The sequence below is a fragment of the Nonomuraea sp. NPDC050478 genome, assembly GCF_044458265.1.
Taxonomy (GTDB): Bacteria; Actinomycetota; Actinomycetes; order Streptosporangiales; family Streptosporangiaceae; genus Nonomuraea; species Nonomuraea ferruginea.
Genome location: NZ_JBITHT010000003.1, coordinates 419,701 through 438,882 on the forward strand (window position 1 = coordinate 419,701; position 19,182 = coordinate 438,882).

The window sequence follows — 19,182 nt, forward strand, 5'->3', positions numbered from 1 at the left end:
GACCCCGTGCGAGCGGGCCCGGCCACCCGGCCGGGCCCGCTCGGCGGTTCTAGTGCTTGACGGCCTTCTCCGCGCCGACGCCGGTGAGGGATCGCACCTCGATCTCGGCGTACTTGGCGGCGTTGTACTCCTTGCTCATGATCGTGCCGAGGTAGCCGCACAGGAAGCCGAACGGGATCGAGATGATGCCCGGGTTGCTGAGCGGGAACCAGGCGAAGTCGGCGTCGGGGAGCAGGGCCCTCTCTCCGCCGGAGACGACCGGCGAGAAGACGACCAGCAGCAGGGCGGAGAGGAGACCGCCGTAGATGGCGCTGACCGCGCCCGCCGTGTTGAACCTCTTCCAGAACAGGCTGTAGAGGATCGCCGGCAGGTTGCCCGAGGCCGCCACCGCGAAGGCCAGGGCCACCAGGAAGGCGACGTTCTGGTTCTGCGCGAGGATGCTCAGGCCGATCGCCACGGCGCCGATGACCAGGGCGGAGATCCGCGCCACCACGACCTCCTGCCGCTCGCTGGCCTGGCCGCGCCGGAAGACGTGCGCGTACAGGTCGTGGGCGAAGCTGGAGGAGGAGGCGAGCGTGAGGCCCGCCACCACCGCGAGGATCGTGGCGAAGGCGACCGCGCCGATGAAGGCCAGCAGGATCGTGCCGCCCACCGAGCCGAAGATCTCCTCGCCGATCCGCAGCGCGAGCAGCGGCGCCGCCGTGTTGCCTCCCGGATCCTGGGCGACGATCTCCTCCCGGCCGACGATGGCGGCGGCGCCGAAGCCGAGCACGAGCGTCAGCAGGTAGAAGGTGCCGATGATGCCGATGCCCCACATGACGGACTTGCGGGCGTCCTTGGCGGTCGGGACCGTGTAGAAGCGGATGAGGATGTGCGGCAGGCCGGCGGTGCCGAGCACGAGCGCGAGGCCGAGGCTGATCAGGTCGATCTTGCCGGCCAGGCCCTGCTCCTCGGTGCCGTACCTCAGGCCGGGGCTGAGGAAGCTGTCGGGGTTGGCCCCCGGGCCGCTGGTCGCGGCCGCCTGACCGAGCAGGCCCGACAGGTTGAAGCCGAACTCGGCGAGCACCAGGATGGTCACCAGGGCGGCGCCGGTCATGAGCAGCACGGCCTTGACGATCTGGACCCAGGTGGTGCCCTTCATGCCGCCGAAGACCACGTACACGATCATCAGAGCGCCGACGGCGACGATCGTCCAGACCTTGCCCGCCTCGGAGGTGACGCCGAGCAGCAGGCCGACCAGGGCGCCGGCGCCGACCATCTGGGCCAGCAGGTAGAAGATGCTGACCACGATGGTGGACACGCCGGCGGCGGTGCGGACCGGGCGCGGGCTCATCCGGAAGGCGAGCACGTCGGCCATGGTGAACTTGCCGGAGTTCCGCATCAGCTCGGCCACCAGCAGCAGCGCCACCAGCCACGCCACCAGGAAGCCGATGGAGTACAGGAACCCGTCGTAGCCGAACAGCGCGATGATGCCCGCGATGCCCAGGAAGGAGGCCGCCGACATGTAGTCGCCGCCGATGGCCAGGCCGTTCTGCGCGCCGCTGAAGGACCGGCCGCCCGCGTAGTAGTCGGCGGCCGTCTTGGTCTGGCGGCTGGCCCAGACCGTGATGCCGAGGGTGGCCGCGACGAACGCCAGGAAGAGGATCGTGGAGAGGGTGGTCGAGCTCACTGAGTCTTCTCCTCCACCTCGTGCCGCAGCTTGTCGGCGATGGGGTCGAGCTTCTTCTCCGCATGGCGGGAGTAGGCCCAGGCGATCCAGAAGGTGGACACGAACTGGAGCAGGCCCAGGACCAGCCCGACATTGATGTCACCGAGCAACTTGATCCCCATGAAGCCTCGGGCCCAGCCCGACAGCACCACGTACAGCAGGTACCACGCCAGGAACGCCACCGTCATGGGGAACGTCCAACGCCGGAAACGCCGCTTCAGCTCTTGGAATTCAGTGCTCTCCTGCATTTGTTCATAGACGGACGCGTCATGTTCTCTGGTCGTCACGAGACCTCCATTGTGATGAGGATCACGCTCACGGTAAGAGCCCGGAGCGCCCCGCGTGGAGATCTCGCGCGACGCCTGTCGCCGAGCCGCCGACGAGCGGCGTTCAACTGGAGAGCCGTTGCGGTGAATGGTCAATTGAGTACGACGAACGGTAGATCGGCCTTTCACCGTCCCACCGCTCGCCGGGGAGCCGGCAGGCGGATGGACAGCGCTGTCAGGCCTTTGCCATCCGCTCCAGTGCGCCGCCCAGGTCCTTGATCAGGGTCTCGGCCGGTTCCAGGCCGACCGAGAGCCGCACCAGCCCTGCCGGGATGCCCATGGTCGCCCGCACGCTCTCCTCGGTGGACAGCGCCGGCGCGTTGACCAGGCTCTCGAAACCGCCCCACGACACCCCGACGCGGAAGTGGCGCAGCTCGTCCAGGAAGGCGGCGACCTCGTCGCGCTCTTCGGTGGCCAGCTCGAAGCTGAACAGGCTGGAGAAGCCCGACATCTGGCGCAGCGCCAGCCGGTGCCCGGGATGCGAGGGCAGCCCGGGGTGGTTCACCCGGCGCACCGCCGGATGGCCCTCCAGGAACGCCGCCACCGCCAGCCCGCGCTCCTGGTGCGCGGCCATCCGCACCGGCAGCGTGCGCAGGCCCCTGATGACCTTGGCCGCGTCGTGCGGTGACATGGCGGCGCCGTAGAGCTGGTACTCGGTCAGCGCCAGCGGCCTGATCAGCCGGGACGGGCCCGTCACCACCCCGCCCACCAGGTCGCTGTGGCCGCCCGCGTACTTCGACAGCGAGTGCACCACCAGGTCCACGCCCATGGTCAGCGGCTTCTGGAAGATCGGGGTGGACCAGGTGTTGTCCATCACGGTGACCAGGCCGTGCCCGGCCGCCCAGCGGGTGACGGCGGGGATGTCGAAGATCTCGTACCGCATGTACGAGGGAGACTCGAAGTAGAGTAGGCGGGTGTGGTCCTTGATAGCGCTGTCACACGCGTCGAGATCGACCACATGCGTATGCGTCACGCCGAACTTCTCCAGGTAACGCAGGAACTGGGTGGTCGGCCCGTACACCGCGCCCAGCACCAGCACGTGATCGCCCGCCGACACCAGCGAGGAGATGGTCGCGGAGATCGCGCCCATGCCGGAGGCGAAACACTTGGCCCGCTCGGCCCGCTCCAGCGCGGCCAGCTTGCGCTGCGCCAGGTCGACGGTGGGGTTGGTGCCGCGCCAGTAGACGTACCGCTCGTCCTCGTTCCTGATCGCCTCGCCCAGCTCAGCCGCGTTGGGGAAGGTGAACAGCGAGTTCTCGAAGATCGGCGGGTTGACCGCGCCCAGCATCCAGGGCTCGTCCTCGCCGAGGCGTCCGCAGATCCATTCATCGTCCATGAGGGGACACTATGACAGCGACCCCGGGGAAACCGACCATGGTGGACGTCGCCCGGCACGCGGGCGTGAGCCTCAAGACCGTCTCCCGGGTGGTCAACCAGGAGCCGCACGTGAGCGCGGCGCTGCGGCAGCGGGTGCGGGCGTCGATCAGCGCGCTCGGCTTCCGGCGCAACGAGGCGGCCAGCCGGCTGGCGCGCGGCGCCACCATGCTGACGCTCGGGCTGATCATGGAGAACATCTCCAACGAGTTCTACTCCCGGCTGGCCAAGGCGGTCGAGGCGGCGGCGGCCGAGCACGAGGCGCTGGTCGTGTTCGGCTCCTACGAGGAGCGGCCGGAACGCGAGCGCATGCTGGTGGAGTCCATGTACGCGCGGGGCGTGGACTCGCTCATCATCGTCCCCTCCCCCGCCGACCATTCGTGGCTGGCCGGGCATCCTGGGCTGGAGGCGGTGTTCGTGGACCGGCTGCCGCCCGGGCTGGACGGGGCCGACGTGGTGGCGCTGGACGACGTCAGGGGCGGGCGGATCGCGACCGAGCACCTGCTGGCGCGCGGCCACCGCCGGATCGCGCTCATCTCCGACGACGACGGGCTCAGCTCGGTGCACGACCGCGCGACCGGCTACCGCACGGCCCTGGGGGCGGCGCTGGACGAGTCCCTGGTGGTGCGCGGGGTGTTCGACCCGTGGCGGGTCTCCCGCGAGGTGGAGCGCCTGCTCGGCCTGCCCTCGCCGCCGACGGCCTTCTTCGCCGCGAACAACCGGGCCGCGATCGGCATCCTGCAGGCGCTGCGCGAACGCCCGGAACGCCCCGCGTACGTGGGATTCGATGACTTCGCGCTGGCCGACGTGTTCGACCCCGGCGTGACGGTGGTCCGCTACGACGTCGACCGGCTCGCGCGCGGCGCGGTGGACCTGCTGCTGGACCGCTCGGGTGCGGGCCGCCGGGTCAAGATCCCGGTGGAGCTGGTCGCGCGCGGCTCCGGCGAGATCCCGCCGCCCTAGCCCGGCCCTCCGGCGGCGAAGGCGGTGGCGTACGCGGTGCCGGGGTCGACCAGCACGCCGTAGCCCTCGGGGATGAGGTCGAGCAGGTCCTTTCCGGTGGCCGAGAAGAAGCGCGGCTCCGTCTCGTCCTTTCCTGCCGCCGCGAACGCGGCCAGCGCCTCGGGAAGGGTGAACGCCGGCACCAGCCCGGCCCCCGGCGGCCCGACGGCGACGACGCCGGGGCTCTCGGTGGCCTGGCAGTAGAGGCGGGTGCGCAGGAAGGCTTCGTAGGTGGACCTGCCCACCCGGACCGGCTCCTCGCCCGCCAACGCGGCGATCGAGTTCTCCAGCCGCAGCAGGTAGGCGAGCCAGCCGGAGCCCGCGCCGCCCCTGGAGGCGGCGTTCAGGCCGTCCGTGAGGTCGTCGATCTCCTCCGGGACGAAGCCGGTGACGTGCAGGAACGCCGCCAGGACGTCCTCGGGGGCGCGCCCGGGACGCGGACGCGCCAGCACGGCCACGTCGCGACGGTCCCGCCGCCGACGTTCCACCAGCGCCACCTCGTCCCCGGAGTTGAGGCGCAACGGCAGCCAGAGGCCGCCGCCGTCGGATCGGTGGAAAATGGCATGGAGCCGGTCCCCGACCTGGTGCTCGTCCAGGTGCAGCCGGGCGATCTCCCGGCAGTCGCCGAGATCAGGCCACGCGTCCCCCCGCATGACGAGGAACGGCAGCTCCGGCCAGGGTCGCAAGGATTCCATGCGCTCGAGCACGCGGCGCAGGAAATCGCGGACGTCATGCTCGCTACGCGGTACCGGTGGATCCGGCATCAGATCGAGGAGCGGCTCCTCACTGCTCAGCGCCTCCTGGAGCGACTCGTACAGCTCTTCCCGCCCGAAGCCGCTGAACGGCTCCAGCACCAGCCCTCGGGCCCTCCACTCGACAAGGTCGTCGTCGAGGACCGGCTTGAACTGCACGGTATAGAGCAGGGACCAGACCACGCGGCGCCAGCCCCAAGGCGGCGGGAAATCACCCACTGGTATATCCCTCCTTGCTCACGCCCGTGAAGTCGACTCCGGCACTTCTCAGGCGGTCGATAGCCTGCCGTAGAGCCTCGGGACCTGGGCGGTAGTGGCCGCTATGTCGGGAAATCGCCTTCAGCACTCCATCTTTCACTTCAACGTCTCCTGCTGCCGCCACTTCGCCGCCGCGCAGGAAGCTGGAGTGATGGAATTCGCCTACGACGTGCTTGGAGTTCGCGTACAGGTTCCCATATCGGTCCATCACGAAGATGGCGCGTCCCTTTCCCGAGAAGTGGGCATGCGCTCGGGTGGTGTCGAACGGCCTCCCGTAGACGTCGTAGAGCTTTCCGTCGTGGATCACCAGTCGTCTGCTCGCCAACCCCTTCTCGTCGAGGTAGCGCACGCCGGTGCGCTCCTCCCCCACGTGCTGGCGCCGCATCGGGATGGTTCTCAAGGGCGGGCCGTCGGCGGCGGTCCTGGGCGGGGGGATCGGGGAACCGTCCGGGAGGCGGGGACCGGCCCGCGTGGCCGCGCCGGTGAGTCGGCCCGCGCGGGTGGCGGCCGCGCCGGCCCCGAGCAGGACCTCGGGGATGAGGCGGCCGAACCAGCGGGCCGGGTTCTCCGTCAGCGTCTCCCAGTCGACGGCCGACTTGGCGAACTCCAGCGGGTGCTCGGCCGCGAACTCGCCCGCGTCGTACGCCGCCCGTGCGCGTTCCACCGGGCCTGAGGGGTTCGTGATGAGGCCGCCCAGCGAGTGCTCCCAGCCGAACCGGGCGGCGCCGATGACGGCTTCGGCGGCGCCCTGGGCCAGGGGTACGGCCACGCGCTCCGCGTACTGGTGGGCGAGGCCGCCCGCGGCGGGCACGAGGCCGTCCACCTGGTCGGCCCAGAAGGCGCCGACACGGGCCAGCGTGTCGGTGACCGCGTCGGCCGCCGGCTCACCCACCGTGCCGGTGGCCGCGTCCGTCGCCGGGCCGGTCACCCTGTCCGTCGCCCCGTCCGTCGCCCCGTCCGTCGCCGGGTCGGCCGCCGCGTCGGTCGCCGGGTCGGTCGCCGTGTCGGTCGCCGGGTTGGTCGCCGGGTTGGTCGCCGGGTTGGTCCCAGGGGTGGTCGCCGGGTCGGTGGCCGGGTCGGTGGCCGACCGCGGGGGCGGCTCCGGCTGGGGCGTGGTCTTGAGCAGGTCGGCGCGGCGGCGGCGCAGGTCGGGGCGCTGGTCGGCCAGCCAGGCGCCGGCGCGGACGACGTCCTGGCCGGGCGCGCTGTCGAGGCCGACGCGGACGAGCGTCGCCGCCAGGCTCTGACCGGCAAGCTGCCAGGATTCGGCGACCTCGGCCAGTTCGGCGTCGATGGCCTGCATGAGGTCGGGGTCGCCGCCCACGAAGCCCCCGGGCGGCTCGCGGAGCGGCACGGGCGGGCGGCGCGGGTGCGGGGCGGGCACACGGGACGGGTCGCCGCGTGCGGTGGCGAGGCGTTCGACCTGGCGGAAGGCCCGGGTGAAGGCCTGGCCGACCTCAGTGCACCGGTCCACCAGGCCGGCGTGTAATCGGGCGGCCCTGGGGCCGAGCAGCGCACCGTCGCCGAAGAGCCGGAAAGCCCGGTCGAGCGCGTCGCCCTGCTCCTCGGCCAGGCGGGCGACGGCGCGCAGCGCCCGCGCGGCCTCGTCCGGGGTGGCCATGGCGTACCCCCGCCTGTCGGTGGACAAGCCGAGCGTAGGAGGGCCACGCGACGATCGCCCGGCGATATGCCCGATTTCTATGGGCTTGCCGCTACGGGCTCACGTAGTGGTGGAGCAGCGCCGGCTCACCGGCGGCGTTGATCCAGTCGGCACGGCTGCTGCGCACCCTGCGCCAGCCCGACCGCTCGTAGAACGCGATGGCCGCCTCGCCTTCGGCGGAGACCTCCAGCTTCAGCGGCCCGCGCACGGCGGCACGGACCGAGCCCAGCAGCCCGGCGGCCAGGCCGCGCCCGCGCGCCGCCGGGGTCACGAACAGACGGGTGACCTCACCGTCCCGGGTGAGACCGACGTGGCCCAGCACGGCGCCGGCCTCGGCCGCGATCCAGGCCGACGCCAGATCGGCCGGGCTCAGCCAGCCTCTGGGGTCGTCCGGCCAGTCCACCGGATAGCGGTCGGCGCCATGGACCTGGAAGAGCGCCTCGACACAGGCGTCCAGGTCCGCGGGGTCTCTGGGACGGATCAGCATGCGGGCCAGCCTAGAACCGTCATCCGCGCAGCCTCTCGTCAGGAGGAACGGGGACGCCAGTCGCCGCGGTCGAGGTCGAGGTTCTCCGGGGTGTGCAGGCGGACCATGATCCTGGCCACGCTCCTGGGCACGCGGTGCTGGGTGACAAACGACACCACCACCATGACCAGGAACGCGATCGGCACGGTCCACGCGGCGGGCTGGGCCAGCAGGGCGCCCAGCATGCCGTCGTACGGGCCGCCGGTGATCGTGACGAGCACCGCGAGGCAGGCCAGCCCGCCGCCGGCGAACAGCCCCGCCAGCGCGCCGGTCGTGGACAGTCTTCGCCACCAGATGCCGAGCACCAGCAGCGGGCAGAACGACGAGGCGGCCACCGCGAACGCCAGCCCGACCACGTCGGCCACCGGCAGCGCCCGCGCCCACAGGGCCAGCGCCAGCGGCACCGCGACCGCCATCAGCGTGGCGATCCTGAACGAGCGCACCCCGCCCTTGAGCAGGTCCTGCGCGATCACGCCGGCCACGGAGACGGTCAGCCCGGAGGAGGTGGACAGGAACGCGGCGAACGCTCCGGCGGTGACGAGCGCGGTCAGCAGGTCGCCGAGGGTGCCGCCGATCATCCGGGAGGGCAGCGTCAGCACCACGGTGTCCGTGCGGACCAGGTCGGGCGCGTACAGCCGGCCGAGCCAGCCGTACACGGCCGGCAGCAGGTAGAAGGCGCCGAGCAGCGACAGCACGACGAGCGTGGTGCGGCGGGCGGCCCGGCCGTCGGGGTTGGTGTAGAAGCGGACGAGCACGTGCGGCAGCCCCATCGTGCCCAGGAAGGTGGCCAGGATCAGGGAGTACGTCGAGTACACCCCGTACTCCCTGGGCCCGCCCAGCGGGGTGAGCCAGAGTTCGGTGTCCTCCGCGCTCAGCGGGGGCGCCCCGTCGGCCCGCCAGGCGAGCAGCAGGAACACCACCGGCACGGCCAGCGCGGTCAGCTTGAGCCAGTACTGGAACGCCTGCACGAACGTGATGGACCGCATCCCGCCCGACAGCACGTTGAGCACCACCACGCCGGCGACCAGCAGCCCGCCCGCCCACACCGGCGCCCCGGTGATCGTCCGCAGCACCAGGCCCGCGCTCTGGAACTGCGGCATGAGGTACAGCCAGCCGATGAGCACCACGAGCACGCTGGCGGTGCGCCGTACCATCATGGACTCGAGCCGGGCCTCGGCGAAGTCGGGCAGCGTGTAGGCTCCCGAGCGGCGCAGCGGCGCCGACACCAGCACGAGCAGCACCAGGTAGCCGCCGGTCCAGCCGACCGGCAGCCACAGCATGTCGACGCCGTACGACAGGATGAGCCCGGCGACGCCCAGGAACGACGCCGCCGACAGATACTCGCCGCCGATCGCCGAGGCGTTCCACAGCGGGCTGACGGTGCGGGAGGCGACGTAGAAGTCGGAGGTCGTGCGGGAGACGCGGATGCCGAACGCGCCGATGAGCACGGTCGCCACCACGACGATGAGGACGGCGGCCAGGCTCACTGACGGTCGACCAGGTCGGCGAAGTGGCGCTCGTTGCGCTCGGCCTGGCGCACGTACAGCCAGGCCCCGATGACGAAGGCCGGGTAGATCAGCCCCGCCAGCACGGCCCACGGCAGCGGGATCCCGAGCACGTCGACCTCGGCGAGCTCGGGGATGAGCAGGAACAGCAGCGGCAGCCCGCACACCACGCAGGCCAGCACGGTGCAGACGAACATGGCCAGCCGGAACTGGGTGCGCAGCAGCGAGCGCATGTAGACCTCGCCGAGGTCCGTCTGCTCGTCGATCTCCCGGGTCGCCGGGAAGCGGGGTCTGCGCGTGGCGGCGGTGTGGGGGCTGGTGACCGCCACCCGGCGGCCGGGACGGGGTTCAGGGCTCACAGGTCTGACGTCTCCTGGGGCAGTGGCTCAATAGGATCTCCCCTTCCCTGGCGCGGCTCATTCGGGCCTGTGCCGCCGGGCTCGGCGGACGAGGAGGTCGCGCAGCTCACGGGTGTGGCGGCGGCTGACGGGGATCTCGGTGTCACCGACGCGGACCGTGCACCGGCCGGAGTCGATGTGCAGCTCGACGATGTGCTTGACCGCGACCAGGTGGCTGCGGTGCACGCGGACGAACCCGGCCGCCGCCCACCGCTCCTCCAGCGTGGCCAGCGGGATGCGCACGAGGTGGCTGCCGGTGGCGGTGTGCAGGCGGGCGTAGTCGCCGTGCGCCTCCACGTAGATGACGTCGGCACTGGACACGAACCGGGTCACGCCGCCCAGCTCGACCGGGATCGTGTCGGTCTCGGCGCCGTCGACGGGCACGTCGGCCGAGACCGCGACCCGTCTGATCGCCTCGGCCAGGCGTTCCGGGCGCACGGGTTTGAGCAGGTAGTCCTCGGCCTTGATCTCGAAGGCGTCGACGGCGTGCTCCTCGTACGCGGTCACGAACACCACCCGCGGCGGGTTGGCGAACTGGGACAGCAGCCTGCCCAGCACCACCCCGTCGAGGCCGCGCATCCTGATGTCGAGGAAGACCGCGTCGATCGGCCGGCCTTCGGCGATGGCCCGGTCCAGCAGGCGCAGCGCGGCGGCCCCGTCGCGGGCGGTGGCCACCTCGCCGATCCGTGGGTCGGCGCGGAGCAAGTAGGAGAGATCTTCCAGGGCGGGAAGTTCGTCGTCCACCGCGAGCACCCGAAGTTGCGCCATGTACAGTGATAAAACCGACAACAAAGATCCAGGTCAACGGGCTGAGACGCCTGGGTGATATTTCGGCAACCTGACGTTGACCTTCGTGCCCGCTCCGCGGCCCGTCTCGACGACCAGCCCGTACTCGTCGCCGTACACCTGACGCAGCCGCAGGTCGACGTTGGCCAGCCCGACGCCGCCCGCCGGCATGATCTCACCTGCGAGGATGCGCCGCAGCCTGTCGGGGTCCATGCCGAGGCCGTCGTCCTCGACGCTGATGCGGCACTCGGCGCCGGCGTCCTCCGCCATGATCGCGATGCGGCCGACGCCGTCCTTGCTCTCCAGGCCGTGCCGGACGGCGTTCTCGACGAGCGGCTGCAGGCACAGGAACGGCACCGCGACCGGCAGCACCTCCGGCGCGATGCGCAGCGTCACCTGGAGCTGGTCGCCGAAGCGGGCGCGCTCCAGGATCAGGTAGCGGTCGATGGAGCGCAGCTCCTCGGCGAGCGTGGTGAACTCGCCGTGCCGTCGGAAGGAGTAGCGGGTGAAGTCGGCGAACTCCAGCAGCAGCTCCCTGGCCCGCTCCGGGTCGGTGCGGACGAACGAGGCGATCGTGGTGAGGGAGTTGTAGATGAAGTGTGGCGAGATCTGCGCGCGCAGCGCCCGCACCTCGGCCTCCATCAGCAGCGTGCGGGAGCGGTCGAGCTCGGCCAGCTCCAGCTGGGAGTCGACCCAGCCCGCCACCTCCTGGGCGGCGCGGACCAGCCCGGCGGAGGCGTGCTGGCCGTAGGCGGCGAGCGTGCCGACGACCCGGTCGTCGGTGGTCAGCGGCACCACCACGGCCTGCCTGATCGGGCATTCGAGCAGGTCGCAGGAGATGCTCAGCACCTGCGTGCGACCGTCTTCGAGCGTCGCGCGGGCGTGCTCGAACGCCTCCCCCGCGTGGTGCTCGCCCTCGCCGTCGTACACCAGCAGCCGCTCGCCGTCGGTGATCGCCAGCGCGGGCGAGCCGAGCAGCCGGCGCAGGTGGCGCGAGGCGCGGTCGGCGCCGTCGGCGGTGAGGCCGGCGCGCAGCGGCGGGCCGGCGAGCGAGGCCGTGTGCAGGGTCTCGAACGTGGCGCGCTCGGCCGGGCTGGTGCCGAGCTCGCGCCGGCCGCGCAGGACCCGCCACAGCACGATCGCGGGCACGGCGACGATCGCCGCCACGACCGCGATGCCGACCAGGAGCTCCACGGCTCAGCCCGCGGTGAGCGCGCCGGCGACGCGTCCGGCGTAGTCCTGCGCCTCCTCGGGGGAGGCGTACTTGGTGCGCGGCCAGAAGAAGCCGCGCAGGCCGTCCTTGGGGTTGCGCGGGACGACGTGCACGTGCAGGTGGGGGACGCTCTGGCTGACGCGGTTGTTCATCGCGACGAAGGTGCCGCCCGCGCCCAGGCCCTCCTCGACGGCGCCGGCCATGGCGCGGACCCGGTCGAAGAAGGGGCCGACGTCGGCGAGGTCGGCCAGCGTCTCGATGTGCGCCCGCGGCACGACGAGCACGTGGCCCTTGAAGACCGGGCGGGCGTCGAGGAACGAGACGGCCACCTCGTCCTCGTGGACCAGGGTGGCGGGCCGCTCCCCGGCGATGATCTCGCAGAACAGATCGGTGCTCACCGGCGCACCCTACTCCACGGCCGTCGCCGGGGTCGCCTGTCTCCGCACGGTCACCCGGGCAGCGAATCGGGCTTGGGCGGGTCCCTGGGGACGGCGTACGGCTCCTGCTCGGCGGGCTTCCCCTCGGCCACCCGGCGCTCCCTGATCAGCTCGGCGTCCAGCTCGGCGCCGAACAGCAGCGCCATGTTCGACAGCCACAGCCAGATCAGGAAGACCACGACCGTGGCGAGCGTCCCGTACGTCTTGTTGTAGGAGCCGAAGTTGGCCACGTACACGGCGAAACCGGTCGAGACGATCAGCCACAGGACGACCGCCAGCAGCCCGCCGGGCGTCAGCCAGCGCACCCCGGGCTGGCGCACGTTCGGCGCGGCCCAGTACAGCACCATGATCAGGCCGACCGCGATCAGCGCGAGCACCGGCCACTTGGCCACGTTCCAGACGGTCACCGCGGTCTCGCCCAGGCCGAGCGCCTCACCGGCGAGGCGGGACAGGTCGCCGGTCAGCGTGACGGCGACGGCGGCGGCGGCCAGCAGGACCATCAGCATGATCGTGAGGCCGAGCCGGAGCGGGGTGAGCTTGTAGAACGGGCGGCCCTCGTCGATGTCGTAGATCTCGTTGCAGGCCCTGATGAACGCCGCGATGTAACCGGACGAGGACCACAGCGCGACGGCCAGGCCGAGGATCGCCGCCAGGCCCGGCCGGCTCGCCTGCTGGACGCCCTGCAGGCCCTGGGTCAGCAGGTCGCGCACCTCGGCGGGGGCCAGCGTGACCACGTTCCCGAAGAGCGTGCTCGCGTTCTGCTGGCCGGACAGGCCGAGCAGCGACACGAACACGATCAGGGCGGGGAAGATGGACAGCACCGCGTAGTAGGTGAGCGACGCGGCCAGGTCCTGGACGCGGTCGTTCTTGAACTCCACGGCCGTGCGCCTGACGACGCGCCACCAGGACCGGCCCGTCAGCTCGGCGGGGGTCTCGGGGGGTGTCACGTCATAGACCCCGGCGGCGCCGGTCGGCACGGCGGAGGATCAGCGCGACCACCGCGCCGGCGACCGCGAATCCCAGGACCGGCCGCAGGTAGTCGTTGCCGGCGGCGTTCTCCCGTGCCTTGTCCTTCAGTTCGAGTGCCCTGCCGGACATCTCGGCCGCCCTGACCCTGGCGGTCCCGCCCATCTCGGCCGCTCGGGTCTTCGCGGTGCCGCCCATCTCGCCGGCCCTGGCCTTCGCCGTGCCGCTCATCTCGGCCGCCTTGGCCTTGGCGGTGCCGACCATCGCGGCGGCGCGCTCCTTGGCCGACTCGGCCGCCTCGGCCGCCCGGCTCTTGACGTCCACCTTGTGGGCCAGCGCGCTCACGGTCTCGCCGAGCTCGCGGCGGGTCTCCCTGATGCTCTCGCGGACCTGTTCCTCTTCGTCCCCGCTCACGGCGGCCCGGCGCGCGCGGTCGGTGAGCGGCGTCGCGATGGAGCCCCGGTCCTGGTAGGGAGTGGTCGACTCGGGGACCCGCGTGCCGCCGCCGCGCAGCGACTCCTCCTCCACGGCGCGGGAGTGGATCGCCTCCGCGCGGTCGTCCGGCTCCGGCCCCTCGGGGATGAACGTCTCGTGCGGCTCGCGGCGGAGCTCCGCCTCGTGCGCGTTCTCGGCCGCGCCGCCCCGCGTGACGGGCACGTTGATGGATTCGGGGTCCGTCGGGGTGCCGACCGTCGCCCTGCGTGAACCCACGTCGCCCGCGTACTGGTCGTCGGAGTATCCCGGGTTCGTCTCACTCATCGGTGTGCTCCCTCCCTGACCGCGCCGATGTCGGCCTTCACGCTGGCGATCGTCTCCCTGGGAACGGGCGGGGTGGCCTGCTGGACCTGCTTCTTGCCGGCCAGGCCCAGCACCGCCGCGGTCGCGAGCAGCACCACGGCCACGATCGCGGCCGCCAGCCAGGCGGGCATGACGAGCGCGAGCAGCATCACGACGGCCGCCACGAGCACGGCGCCGCCGAAGAGCCCGACGATGCCCGCGGCGCCCACGATGCCGGCGCCGAGGCCGGCGCGCTTGCCCTTGCGCGTGAGTTCGAGCTTGGCCAGCCGGAGCTCGTCCCTGACGAGCCGGGAGACCTGCTCGGACAGATCGCTGACTAGTTTCTGGGTGTCGTTCACGACGTCGCCTCCTCCGTCGAGGAGTGCGCCTACCCACCTATACCGCCTTCTATCACGACCCTTCAGGCCGGTGATCAGCGCGGATTCCGGGCAGCGAGAAGCCGCGCGACCGCTCGGGCCGCGCGGGCTCTCTCAGCGCTTGGCGGCGCGCAGCAGGAAGCCGACGACCCGTACGACGGGCGAGGCGGGCGCCTCGCACCAGTTGGCGGGCTGCTTCGGCTTGCTCCACGGAGAGGGGAGCTCGCACGAGGGAGCCTGCGGCTTGGGCCGCTCACACCACGATCCGGGAGGATTCATACTTCCACTGTACAACCGGGCATCACGCTTTCAGCGGCTGAATGGAGCGGGACGCGCGCACGACCGCCGCGAGGGCGTCCGGGTCGGCGGTGCGTTCGTACACGTCCAGCGCGGTGTCGGCCAGCTTGATCACGTGCTCGTCGCCGTGCGCGACGGCCCGGTCGAACGCCTCCTGCGCGGAGCCGGGCGCGGCGGGCAGCTCCCGCCCGGTCACCGGCCCCGCGGGCCCGTACGCGGCCGTGACCGCGGCGGCGGCGGCCCACGCCGCGTCGAGGCTCGGCACCCAGAGGGAGGCGGGCAGGGCGGGCAGCGTGCGGAGCACCGCCGTGGGGGCGGTCGCCGAGTGGATCAGCATGACGGGCGAGCCGTGCGCGTGGGTGAGATAGCGCAGGGTGGCGGCGTCGGCCAGCGCGGCGAGCCGGTCCCTGGCCTCGCCGGCGCCCGAGGCCGGGGCCAGCGCGGCGACCGACGGCTCCCAGCCGCCGGTGCCGGCGAGCTGGCGGAGCCGGTGGTCGATGTCCCGGCTCTGGTCGGCCACCCGCGGCACCCCGGCCAGCGCGCCCGACGGCGTCTCCGTGCCGGATGGCGGGGCCGCTCCGGCCACGGGCTGCCAGCGTGCCGCCCAGTAGCCGAGCGCCTGCCCCAGCTCGGCGAGCCGCGGCCCGTCCTCCAGCTCCAGCAGGGCGTGGACCGCGTGGCCGGTGCGGATGACGCCGTGGGTCGCCCCGGCCGCGATGCCGGGCAGCAGCCGCGGCCACCACTCCTCCAGCACGGCCCGCCACGGCCGTTCCTTCGTCTCCCGCTCGAAGAACCGCAGCCAGTCGCCGAGCCGTCGCGGGTCGCCCAGCGCTTCACGCCAGTCGTCCCCGATCGCGCGGGTGCCGCCGGGAGCCTCCTCCAGGCGGGCGGTGTAGGCGTCCAGCCAGCGGTGGACCTCGCGGGCGTGCCCGCGCCTGACCATCGACTCGACCGCCATCGGGCCGTGGTTGCTCAGCCAGCCGTCGAACTCGGGGCCGGTGCGGTGCAGCCGCTCGAACGCCTCTTCCAGGGTGCCGCTGTCGTCCATGCACCCGACGCTAGCCCCGCCCGCCCCCGCCGCGCCTCGGTCCATGGACCTAGGCGCCCTCCTCCGTTCGTCCTATGACGGATCGCCGGAGCTCCGGCGGGTAACCTGCCGGGGTGCTGGTCGTACACGGGGTGTGGGCGGGAGAAGGGCTGGCCTTCTGGGCGGAGCAGCCCGCGCGGGCTGCGGGCGGGCCCGGCCGGCATCCGTTCGCCGCGCCGGTCCCCGCGCTGCGGGAGGCGCTCGGCGTCGACGGCGGGGACGAGCCGGAGCTGGCGCTGCTGCTGCCCGGGACGGCGAAGGAGCCGATGCCCTCGCCCGAGACGGGGCGGCCCGCGACCGCGACGCGGCCCCGGTTGCGGGTGTGGCGGGTGCCCGCCGTGGTGCCGCCCGTCTCGGCCGCCCTGCGGGTGGTGGACGCCTGCGACGGCAGCGCCACCGTCCGTCACTGGGCGGCCGCCGCCGGGTTCGCCCGCGACCTGGTACGGCGCGGCCGGGTGGTCCCGCGGCTGGTGGCGGCTCCCGGCGGCGCCTGCCGTGCGGTCTGGGAGCCGGTGGTCACCCGGGGTGACGCGGCGTACTTCAGGGAGCTGGCCCTGGCGATGCCGCCCGCGTCCCGTACCTCGGAGGTGGAGCGGCCGTCCGGGGAGGTGCTGTGGGAGGCGCTCGGGGCGTTCACCGACGCGCTGGTCCGTGAGGCGCTGCCCGAGCCGCTCGTCGAGCGGGCGGTGACGGCGCGCGAGCGGTGGCTGGCCGCCCTGACCGGCCCCGACGGCTCGTGCCCCGACGTGCCGGGTCTGCGCGAGGAGCTGGACCGGTGGCGCGAGACGGTGGTGAGCGCCGAGGGCGCCGCGCGGGTGTGCTTCCGGCTGGTCGAGCCGGTCGAGGAGGACGAGGCCGACCGTGACCTCGACGCGGGGTGGCGGGTGGAGCTGGCTCTGCAGGGGGTGGAGGACCCGAGCCTGTACGTGCCCGCCGTGCGGGTGTGGCGCGGGGAGCCGGTGGCCGGGGTGCCGGCGGCGGAGCGGGAGCTGCTGGCCGGGCTCGGCCGGGCGGTGCGGCTCTATCCGGAGCTGGAGCGGGCGCTGCGCGTGGCCGAGCCGGGCGAGCTGGTGCTCGACACCGCGGGCGCGTTCGGGTTCCTCAGGGAGGCGGCGCCGCTGCTGCAGGCCGCCGGGTTCGGGGTGCTGCTCCCCCGCTGGGCCGGGCGGAACCGGCTGGGGCTGAAGGTGACGGCCAGGAGCAAGGACCCGGGGGCGGTGGCCGGGCAGGGGCTGGGGCTGCGCGAGCTGGTCGGCTTCCGGGTCGACCTGGCCGTGGCCGGGGAGACGATCGGCGAGGAGGAACTGGCCGAGCTGGCCCGGTTGAAGGTGCCGCTGGTCCGGGTGCGCGGCCGGTGGGTGGAGCTGGACGAACGGCAGCTGGCGGCCGCGCTGCGGGTGGTCGGCGGCGAGCGGGCCGGTGAGGCCCCGGCGGCCGACCTGCTGCGGCAGGTGGTCCGGGGCGACGGCGAGCTGCCGCTGCTGGAGGTGGACGCCGACGGGGTGCTCGGCGACCTGCTGTCCGGCGAGGCGGAGCGGCGGCTGCGGCCGATCGGCACGCCCGCGGGCATCGACGCGACGCTCCGCCCGTACCAGGAGCGGGGGCTGGCCTGGCTGAGCTTCCTGTCGGAGCTGGGGCTGGGCGGGATCCTGGCCGACGACATGGGGCTGGGCAAGACGATCACCACCCTGGCGCTGCTGGTCCACGAGGGGACGGGGCCGACGCTGCTGGTGTGCCCGATGTCGCTGCTGGGCAACTGGCAGCGGGAGGCGGCCCGGTTCGCGCCGGGCCTGCGCGTGTACACCCACCACGGCCCCGGCCGCGACCCCGCGCTCATCGCCGGCGCCGACCTGGTCCTCACCACGTACGGCACGGCGCAGCGGGACCTGGAGGCGCTGCGCGAGGTCTCCTGGCGGCGGGTGGTGTGCGACGAGGCGCAGGCGATCAAGAACAGCGGCACGCTCCAGGCCAGGGCGGTCCGGGCGATCCCGGCGGCGCAGCGGCTGGCGCTGACCGGGACCCCGGTGGAGAACCACCTGGCCGAGCTCTGGTCGATCATGGAGTTCGCCAACCAGGGGCTGCTGGGGACGCGGGCCGGGTTCAGGGAGCGGTTCCAGGAGCCGATCGAGGCCCGGCAGGACGAGGAGGCGGCGCACGCGCTCAGACGGGCGACCGGGCCGTTCATCCTGCGGCGCGTCAAGACCGACAAGTCGGTGATCAGCGACCTGCCGGAGAAGCTGGAGATCAAGGAGTGGTGCCCGCTCACCACCGAGCAGGCGTCGCTCTACCAGGCGGTCGTGGACGACATGCTGGGCAAGATCGACGGCAGTGAGGGGATCGAGCGGCGCGGGCTGGTGCTGGCGACCGTGGCCAAGCTCAAGCAGGTCTGCAACCACCCGGCCCACCTGCTCAAGGACGGCTCCAGGCTGGCCGGCAGGTCGGGCAAGCTGCAGCGGCTGGAGCAGCTCGCCGAGGAGATCCTGGCCGAGGGCGAGAAGGCGCTGGTGTTCACCCAGTACACCGAGTTCGGCGCCATGCTCCAGCCCTACCTGGCGCGGCGGCTGGACCGGCCGGTGCTCTGGCTGCACGGCGGCCTGCCGAAGAAGGCCCGCGACCGGCTGGTCGACCGCTTCCAGGAGGACGGCGAGCCGATGCTGTTCCTGCTGTCGCTCAGGGCGGCGGGCGTGGGGCTCAACCTGACCGCCGCCAGTCACGTCGTCCACGTCGACCGCTGGTGGAACCCGGCCGTCGAGGACCAGGCCACCGACCGCGCCTTCCGCATCGGCCAGCGCAAGAACGTGCAGGTCCGCAAGCTGATCTGCGCCGGCACGCTGGAGGAGCGGGTCGACGAGCTGATGGAGCGCAAGAAGGCGCTGGCCGAGCGGGTGGTGGGCACCGGCGAGGACTGGCTGACGGACCTGTCGACGCGGGAGCTGCGCGAGGTGTTCCGGCTGACTTCGGAGGCGGTGGCCTGAGATGCGGTACGGGACCCCGATCAAGGTCGAGGGCGGCCTCCGCGCCCGGTCGAGGCGCGGCTCGATCGGGTCGGCGTGGTGGTCGCGGCGGTTCATCGACATCCTGGAGCGCGTCTGCGACCGGGGCAGGCTCTCACGCGGGCGCGGCTACGCCAGAGCCGGGCAGGTGCTGTCCATCGACCTGTCGCCCGGCCTGGTGTCGGCCGCCGTGCAGGGTTCGCGGCGCACCCCGTACGAGGTGACGATCGCGATCGAGGCGTACGGCGAGGAGCGCTGGGAGACGCTGGAGTCGGCGATCGCCGAGCAGGCGGTCTACCGGGCCAAGCTGCTGGCCGGGGAGATGCCGGAGGAGATCGAGGAGCTGTTCGCCTCGGTCGGCGTCGACCTGTTCCCGCGCGATCTCGGCATGGACTGCTCGTGTCCCGACTGGGGGTTCCCGTGCAAGCACGTGTCGGCGGTGCTGTACCTGCTGGCGGAGTCGTTCGACGAGGACCCGTTCCTGGTGCTGGCGTGGCGCGGGCGGGGGCGCGCGGAGCTGCTGGGCTCGCTCGCCGCCCGGCCCGCCGCGGGCGTCCCGGCGGTGGCGGACGTGCCGTTCGCGGAGCGGCTGGCGGACTTCTACACGCCGGGCGGCAGCGCGCACCCGCCGGAGCGCCGCCCGGCGGGCTCGGACCTGCTCCCCCGGCTCTTCCCGCCGCCCGCGGACCTGGCCGCCCCGCTCGGCGTCGCCTACCGCTGGCTGGGTGAGTGAGCCGGGG

The 19,182-nt window shown here is 72.8% G+C and carries 19 protein-coding genes; 3 read left to right on the plus strand and 16 right to left on the minus strand.

What is annotated here, in order from left to right:
• Positions 1 to 49 precede the first annotated feature (49 nt).
• From ACIBF7_RS16415 to ACIBF7_RS16425, 3 genes are all read right to left on the minus strand, one after another.
• Positions 50 to 1,669 (minus strand): cation acetate symporter, encoded by a 1,620-nt coding sequence (locus ACIBF7_RS16415; RefSeq protein ID WP_148030603.1) that lies wholly within the window; start codon positions 1,667 to 1,669, stop codon positions 50 to 52.
• A complete protein-coding gene (locus ACIBF7_RS16420) occupies positions 1,666 to 1,995 on the minus strand; it encodes a DUF485 domain-containing protein (protein WP_261808443.1) in 330 nt (109 codons plus the stop codon). Before ACIBF7_RS16420 ends, ACIBF7_RS16415 begins: the two co-directional genes overlap by 4 nt.
• Before the next feature lie 214 nt (positions 1,996 to 2,209).
• Complete coding sequence (locus tag ACIBF7_RS16425; protein WP_397197469.1) at positions 2,210 to 3,370, minus strand: trans-sulfuration enzyme family protein; 1,161 nt, start codon at positions 3,368 to 3,370, stop codon at positions 2,210 to 2,212.
• A gap of 11 nt (positions 3,371 to 3,381) precedes the next feature.
• Here ACIBF7_RS16425 and ACIBF7_RS16430 point away from each other — a divergent pair, with 11 nt between their 5' ends.
• Positions 3,382 to 4,371 (plus strand): LacI family DNA-binding transcriptional regulator, encoded by a 990-nt coding sequence (locus ACIBF7_RS16430; protein ID WP_397197470.1) that lies wholly within the window; start codon positions 3,382 to 3,384, stop codon positions 4,369 to 4,371.
• Here ACIBF7_RS16430 and ACIBF7_RS16435 read toward each other — a convergent pair.
• The 13 genes from ACIBF7_RS16435 to ACIBF7_RS16495 all read right to left on the minus strand — a co-directional run bounded on the left by ACIBF7_RS16435 (position 4,368) and on the right by ACIBF7_RS16495 (position 15,410).
• Positions 4,368 to 5,381: an SseB family protein gene (locus ACIBF7_RS16435; RefSeq protein ID WP_397197471.1), complete on the minus strand. Its 1,014-nt coding sequence runs from the start codon at positions 5,379 to 5,381 to the stop codon at positions 4,368 to 4,370. The genes ACIBF7_RS16430 and ACIBF7_RS16435 overlap by 4 nt on opposite strands.
• Positions 5,374 to 7,068: a hypothetical protein gene (locus ACIBF7_RS16440; RefSeq protein ID WP_397197473.1), complete on the minus strand. Its 1,695-nt coding sequence runs from the start codon at positions 7,066 to 7,068 to the stop codon at positions 5,374 to 5,376. The genes ACIBF7_RS16435 and ACIBF7_RS16440 overlap by 8 nt, the downstream gene beginning before the upstream one ends.
• A gap of 64 nt (positions 7,069 to 7,132) precedes the next feature.
• Positions 7,133 to 7,567 carry a GNAT family N-acetyltransferase gene (locus tag ACIBF7_RS16445; protein WP_397197474.1) on the minus strand — a complete coding sequence of 145 codons (435 nt, stop codon included), beginning with the start codon at positions 7,565 to 7,567 and terminating at the stop codon, positions 7,133 to 7,135.
• 38 nt (positions 7,568 to 7,605) lie between these two features.
• Positions 7,606 to 9,093, minus strand: a complete 1,488-nt coding sequence (locus tag ACIBF7_RS16450) for a cation acetate symporter (protein WP_397197475.1) — start codon at positions 9,091 to 9,093, stop codon at positions 7,606 to 7,608.
• Positions 9,090 to 9,470, minus strand: a complete 381-nt coding sequence (locus ACIBF7_RS16455; protein ID WP_148030598.1) for a hypothetical protein — start codon at positions 9,468 to 9,470, stop codon at positions 9,090 to 9,092. Before ACIBF7_RS16455 ends, ACIBF7_RS16450 begins: the two co-directional genes overlap by 4 nt.
• A 57-nt stretch (positions 9,471 to 9,527) precedes the next feature.
• Entirely contained in the window at positions 9,528 to 10,277 is a 750-nt protein-coding gene (locus tag ACIBF7_RS16460; protein ID WP_148030597.1) for a LytTR family DNA-binding domain-containing protein, read from the minus strand.
• A 33-nt stretch (positions 10,278 to 10,310) separates the two neighbouring features.
• On the minus strand, positions 10,311 to 11,489 hold the full coding sequence (locus ACIBF7_RS16465; protein WP_271280225.1) for a sensor histidine kinase: 1,179 nt from the start codon (positions 11,487 to 11,489) through the stop codon (positions 10,311 to 10,313).
• Positions 11,490 to 11,492: 3 nt separating this feature from the next.
• Positions 11,493 to 11,906: an HIT family protein gene (locus ACIBF7_RS16470; RefSeq protein WP_148030595.1), complete on the minus strand. Its 414-nt coding sequence runs from the start codon at positions 11,904 to 11,906 to the stop codon at positions 11,493 to 11,495.
• Between the two features lie 50 nt (positions 11,907 to 11,956).
• A complete protein-coding gene (locus ACIBF7_RS16475) occupies positions 11,957 to 12,892 on the minus strand; it encodes a YihY/virulence factor BrkB family protein (RefSeq protein WP_397197476.1) in 936 nt (311 codons plus the stop codon).
• A gap of 1 nt (position 12,893) precedes the next feature.
• Entirely contained in the window at positions 12,894 to 13,670 is a 777-nt protein-coding gene (locus tag ACIBF7_RS16480) for a DUF3618 domain-containing protein (protein WP_148030593.1), read from the minus strand.
• Entirely contained in the window at positions 13,667 to 14,047 is a 381-nt protein-coding gene (locus tag ACIBF7_RS16485) for a phage holin family protein (RefSeq protein ID WP_148030592.1), read from the minus strand. The genes ACIBF7_RS16480 and ACIBF7_RS16485 overlap by 4 nt, the downstream gene beginning before the upstream one ends.
• 132 nt (positions 14,048 to 14,179) lie before the next feature.
• Positions 14,180 to 14,344, minus strand: coding sequence for a hypothetical protein (locus ACIBF7_RS16490; protein WP_187281066.1), 165 nt, complete (start codon positions 14,342 to 14,344; stop codon positions 14,180 to 14,182).
• A gap of 22 nt (positions 14,345 to 14,366) precedes the next feature.
• The gene (locus ACIBF7_RS16495; RefSeq protein WP_219545421.1) at positions 14,367 to 15,410 is read right to left on the minus strand and encodes a questin oxidase family protein; all 1,044 of its coding nucleotides are present in this window, start codon (positions 15,408 to 15,410) and stop codon (positions 14,367 to 14,369) included.
• Positions 15,411 to 15,523: 113 nt separating this feature from the next.
• Between ACIBF7_RS16495 and ACIBF7_RS16500 the strand changes: the two genes are divergently transcribed.
• Positions 15,524 to 18,424, plus strand: coding sequence for a DEAD/DEAH box helicase (locus tag ACIBF7_RS16500; RefSeq protein ID WP_271278298.1), 2,901 nt, complete (start codon positions 15,524 to 15,526; stop codon positions 18,422 to 18,424).
• A 1-nt stretch (position 18,425) separates the two neighbouring features.
• A complete protein-coding gene (locus tag ACIBF7_RS16505; protein ID WP_397197478.1) occupies positions 18,426 to 19,175 on the plus strand; it encodes an SWIM zinc finger family protein in 750 nt (249 codons plus the stop codon).
• Positions 19,176 to 19,182: the final 7 nt, after the last annotated feature.